At 71.3% G+C, this 5,740-nt stretch carries 3 protein-coding genes; 1 reads left to right on the forward strand and 2 read right to left on the reverse strand.

Annotated elements, in window-relative coordinates:
* Nucleotides 1-637, forward strand: a 637-nt coding sequence (locus ND748_RS23335; protein WP_251748103.1) for a hypothetical protein, incomplete at its 5' end; no start/stop codon positions are given.
* Between the two features lie 102 nt (nt 638-739).
* Here the strand turns inward: ND748_RS23335 and ND748_RS23340 are convergent.
* Together ND748_RS23340 and ND748_RS23345 are read right to left on the reverse strand one after the other, a co-directional pair.
* Entirely contained in the window at nt 740-2,074 is a 1,335-nt protein-coding gene (locus tag ND748_RS23340; protein ID WP_251748104.1) for an alkaline phosphatase PhoX, read from the reverse strand.
* A gap of 451 nt (nt 2,075-2,525) precedes the next feature.
* The gene (locus ND748_RS23345; RefSeq protein ID WP_251748105.1) at nt 2,526-4,877 is read right to left on the reverse strand and encodes an FUSC family protein; all 2,352 of its coding nucleotides are present in this window, start codon (nt 4,875-4,877) and stop codon (nt 2,526-2,528) included.
* Nucleotides 4,878-5,740: the final 863 nt, after the last annotated feature.

Here is a 5,740-nt window from a genome sequence, read left to right on the forward strand (position 1 = left end):
CTTCGCCGCCGGTGGCCGGCCGGTGCAGCCGGCGATGGAGCTCATCACGACCGTCGCGTCGGCCTCACCCGGCCCGGACGGGCTGTACAGCTCCGCGCTGCCGCCGGCCGCGGTCGAGCCGTACCTCGCCGCCGCCAGGGCGCACCGGATGCTGCTCATCCTCGATCTGCAGCCCGGACGCGGGCGCTTTCTGGACCAGGCGCGCCGGTACGAACGATTCCTACGGGAACCGGACGTCGGGCTCGCCCTCGACCCGGAATGGAAGATGGGGCCGGGCCAGGTCCCCGGCCGCCAGATCGGCAGCAGCGACGCGGCCGGGCTGAACGAGGTCTCCGGCTGGCTCGCCGACGTCGCCCGCGCCCACAATCTGCCACAGAAGCTGTTCGTGATACATCAGTTCACCGAATCGATGCTGCCCGACCGGGCGGCCATCGCGGCCCGCCCGGAACTCGCCACCGTCTTCCATATCGACGGGTTTGGCATCCGTCAGGACAAGCTCGACAAGTACGCGCTGCTGGCCGCCAGGGCGCCGTTCTTCACCGGATTCAAGCTCTTCCTCGACGAGGACACGAACATGTTCAGTCCGGCGGAGACGCTCGCCCTCACGCCCCCGCCGGACCTCATCACCTACCAGTGAACGGCGCCGTCACCACCGAGAAGGCACCGTCACCGTCGAGAAGGCACGTCATCGCCGAGAAGGCACGTCACCGTCGAGAAGGCACGTCACCGTCGAGAAGGCTCAGCCCCGCCACCACGGCCCGGTGATGGCCACCGTCAGGCCGTCGCCCTGGACGTTGGCGTACAGCCAGCGGCCGTCCTGGGAGAAGGTGGCGCCGGCCCACTCGCTGTCGCTGCCGGCGTTGCGGGCGAGCGGGTAGGGGGTGCCGTCCGCCGAGGGGGCGACGAGGTAGTTCTCGCCGTCGCCGTCCTCGCAGAGCACGATCCCGCCGAGCGGCGAGACGGTGATGTTGTCGGGCCCGTCGAACCGGCCGCCCGGCTCCAGGCGCAGGACGAGTTCCAGGGTGGAGTGCTTCGGGTCGAACCGCCAGACCTGCCCGGAGTGGTCGGTGGCGGCGCCGTCGGCCTTCTTCGCGTAGCTGGAGACGATGTACGCGGTGCCCCCGGACCAGAAGATGCCCTCGGCCTTCGGTACCCGGGTGATCTTCGCGGCGTCGAACTGCGACCGGACCGACACCGTGGTCGCGTCCGGGTCGGGCACGTCCACCCAGGTGACGGCCAGCTTGGTGGACAGCTCCCGCACCGCGGACAGGTCACGCACGTCGGGCACCGACAGCGCCTGCAGCTTCCCGCCGGCCCGCAGGCTGCCGGGGCCACCGAGCGGGCGGCGCGGCAGCAGCCGGTAGAGCAGGCCGTAGGGCTTGGCCGCGTCCTCGGTGAGGTAGACAATGCCGGACCGCGGGTCGATCGCCACCGCCTCGTGCGGGAAACGGCCCAACGCCGTCAGCGGCACCGGGGCGGCGTCGCGCAGCCGGCCGAAGGGGTCGACCTCGAAGACGTAGCCGTGCTTCTTGGTCAGCACCGCCTCGGTGGCCGGGGTGGCCTCGGTCTCCTCGCAGGACAGCCAGGTCCGCCACGGCGTGCCGCCGCCGGCGCAGTTGCGGTAGGTGCCGGCGAGGCTCGGCACGTGACCGAGCAGCCGGTCGCCCGCGACCGTGAGGGTCGTCGTCCCGCCGGGGCAGGCCGGGTCGTAGACGAGGCCGTCGCGGTGCGGCACCGCCGGGATGTCGGTTCCCGGCGACAGCTCGTGGTTACGCACCAGCACGCTGCGCCCGATCCCGCCGGGGAAGGCGTACATGCCGTCGTGCGACCCCGGCACCGCGCCGCCGCCGTCCAGCGTGTCCTTGCCAGCGCGCGAGAACACCGTGTAACGGAAACCTGCGGGCAGATCGATGACCTTCTTCGGATCCGCGACGAGCTCCCCGTACCCGCGGAATGCCTTCGGCGTCGCGGCGTTCGCGGTCCCCGCGAAGACGGCGTCCACCGCCCCGGCCAGGGCGAAGCCGAGGCCGGCGGTCCCCGCGCCGGCCATCAACTGTCGACGGTTCACAACCATGTGTGTCCTCCTCCGGCGCCGGTCCCGTCGACGCCGCAGGGAACGCTGTCAGCCGAACATGGCCGGAGATCGACACGGACGGAAACTTCAGTGCACGTACAACCGACCGATACCCTCGCCGACCGTCACCGAGCCGACGCCCCGGCCCCGGCCCGACGACCAGCACCAACGCCGCTCCCCCGCAGCGGCGCGCCCCGCCCCCGCGAGGAGGCCGGTGTGCATGGGAGCGGCGCCACCTGTCTCGCCCGTAGGGATAAATCGGACGCCGGACCCTACAGAAGAACCATGCAGGCGCCCTCCCACGCATCCCACCCCGATCGCGGCAGGCGGCCCCTCTCCCCACGGCCGAGCTGCCTGTCGCGCTGGAAGGCCCCCGGCCCGGCGGTCGGTGCCGCCGGGCCGGGGATCGCGGTGTCGCGGTGTCGCGGTGGCGGTGTGGCGGTGTCGCGGGTCAGCCGACGGCGACGGTGTCGTAGTCGGCGATGCGCAGGGACATCGTCTCGGCGAGGCGGGCCATGGCGCCGTCGATGAGCTTGAGGTCGCGGATCGCGAGCTGCCCGTCGTGGACTGTGCCGGCCAGCTCCTCACTGCGGCGTTCGGCGCGGTCGAGCAGCGCCGACGACCGGGTGTAGGTCGCGTCGCGGGGACCGTTCAGCGCGGCGGCGATGACATCCAGCGACTCGTGCAGGGTCGCGGTCGCGCCCTTGATCTCCCGCCGGCTGCCGAGGTCGAGCGGACCGGCCCTGTCGACGTCGTGGACGAGGTTGCGGCTGTAGCTGCGCGACGCGGAGGCCAGGCGCATGACCTCCCCGACGCCCTCGTCGATGCCGCCGACCATGGTGCGGCGCATGGGCTGGGCGGTCGCGACCAGGCCCTGGTAGGCGGCGTCGACGGCGCGGGCGTCGGCCCGCAGGGCGGTGTCGCCGCTGACCGGCTCGCCGAGAAGGCGGGAGCTGGCGTGCTCGACGAGGTCCGCCACGGCCTGCACGTAGGCCCGCAGGGCGACCCGCAGCACCCGGCGCGAACGCAGCGGGAACACCACCATCACGACCACGATGGCGACCCCTGCGCCGAGGGCAGTCTCCTCCAGCCGCAGCCGCAGCAGCGAGTTGGAGAACTCGTCGAGCTGGACGTAGAGCTGGGAGACCATCACGGTGATCCCGACGACCATGAAGGCGTAGTTGATCCGCATCAGGTAGAAGCCGAGGAACAGCGAGACGAAGATGACCACGAGCGACAGCGCCGTGTCGTGGCCGACCGCGTGCGCGAGCACCGAGCCGATCACGATGCCGACCAGCGTGCCGAGCACCCGGAACAGCGCCTTGCGCACCTGCTCGCCGGAGTTGTTCGCCCCCATGAAGGTGATGAACGCGGCGATCACCGCCCAGTAGAACCGCCGGCCCGACAGCAGGTCGCCGAGGGCGATCGCCGCCGAGACCGCGACGCCCATCTGGATGGCCGCCCGAACGTGGGGTGCGAGCCGGATTCTGCCACCGGGTTGGACCCCCCGCTCCAGCGAGGCCACGGCGCTGGGCACCGCGGACCCCGGCAGCCAGCCGCCGAAGAGCATCACCGACGGCTGGAACGTGGCCGCGCCGTCTTCGGCCTTCGCCGAGCCCAGGGCGAGCCACTGAACCATCGCCTCGGTCAGCGCCAGCACCGATCCGGCGAAGCGGTGTACGACGACGACCGCGGTACGGTCCCGGTTGCCGGCCAGGGGATCGGGGTCGTGGTCCACCGCCGCCAGCAGCTCGATCAGGGCGCGGGCGTGGGCGTTGGCCGCCTCGGCGTCGCGGTCGAGGATTCCGTTCAGGGCCCCGCGGACCTGGGCGAGCTGGTCGGCGGGCAGGCCGAGGCGGGCCATGGCCTGGGCGAATCGGGCGACGTTGGTCAGGGCCAGCTCGACGTCGAACAGGCGCTGGTGCAGAAGCTGGCCGGAGGAGCCGTCCGCCACCGCCGCCGGATCGCCGAGCTGGGCGTCGATCATCAGGGCGGCCTCGTTGAGCCGGACGAGCTGCCGCTGCAGGCGCTGCTCCTGGCGATCGGTGTGCTCGGGGTCCTCGAACAGCTCCAGGGCCAGCTTCGCCACCTTGCGGGCAAGGGCGGCATAGGAGCGCTGGGTCCGCTGCAGGGCCTTCGCGGGATGCGGGTAGAACAGCACGAAGCGGATGATGATCGCCACCGCCAGGCCCACCCCGAGCTCGGCGCACAGCCAGCCGAGGTCACCCAGTGACACGCCCGCCCCCAGGAAGAACCCCAGGAAGACGCCCATGAACAGCAGCATGCCGCCGATGAAGCCGCGCATGCCGAACCGGCGGCAGTAGGTGCCGACCGCCAGGCTGGCGGCGAGAACGATCAGCGAGATCGTCCGGTGGTCGGACAGGCTGATGCCGAGCACGAGCATCGGGACCATGGGGACCGGCAGCAGGAGCATCGTCACGAGCTGGCCCCGCGCGGTGGCGTCCATCACCCCGAAGACCGAGATCAGCCCGATCAGCGCGCCCATCATCATGGCGATGACCTGGTACTGATGGTTGGCCGCCGCCACCGCGGCCGCCTTCGCCGCGGGCAGCTGCGCGCCGTGGGTGTCGATCTGCAGCGCGTGGGTGGCCCGGACGAACAGCCATTCGACCAGCAGGATCGCGCCGATCGTGATGACGCAGTGCAGCGCCATCCGGAACCGGTTCAGGCCGGGGTCCGACCCGAGGAAGCGGTCGACCCAGCGTTTGCGAAGCTGCTCGACCGGCCGGGCCGGCGGGCTGGCGGTGGCGACGACGTCGAGCCGGACCTCACCGATGCTCAATACGTTCCTCCGACGGGAGTCGCGATCCGCCCTGGTCGGGGACCGGATCGACAGGATGAGGCGATGGGGGACCGCCCTCGTGCTTGATGCGGCAGTGCCCGGCGAACGGCTTCGGTCACCACAGACCGCGCCCGTGCGGGGCGATGGACGCGGCCAGGCCGACGGCCCCGGCGGCGATCCGCACGATCGGAATCCGATGTGCGGCTGTTTGTACGGTAGCAACAATACAGCTACCGGAGTGCCCTCTCCGGATGTGGGAGATGTGACAGCAGGTGAGGGAATAGGCCGATCTTTCCTGAGGCGTTCGGGCCGGTCATGACGGGGCCTCACTGCCCGCCCACCGGGCACCACGGAACGTACGACGGTCCGCGCCCCACCCGCCACACCCGAGCAGGACCAGCCGCCCCGTCGGTCGCCTGAAGTGACGGTGTGCTCGCCGGTGGCGGGCGGCCGACGTCTTCGCCGGCACCAGCGGGACACCAGTCGGCGTCCGACATTTTGAGACAGCGTTATCAGTAGGCGGACTTCCCCGAGAATCCTGTTGCGCGGAATTTCGGCTCGCTGTCGTCACGGGTGCCGTCAAACACGAAAAGCCGGCCGGCTTCGATGTCCGGCCGGCTTCGAAATTCGGCCGGCTTCCCGAAATTCGGCCATCCTTGATATTCGGCCGGCTTCGAAATTCGACCAGCCTCGGTGTCCGACTGGCGGCTTTCCGACTTCGTCGACAATCCGGCCGCTAACCCGCTTCGTCGTTCCCGGCCAGGCCCGTGGGGTCGATGGCCGTCGGCTCCCGGCGGACGGCCTGGACCCCGGCGGCGGGGACGGCGGCAGAGACGGGCACGGCGGCGGCCGCGAGGGCGGCG

The organism is Frankia sp. AiPs1 (assembly GCF_023716945.1).
Lineage (GTDB): Bacteria > Actinomycetota > Actinomycetes > Frankiales > Frankiaceae > Frankia.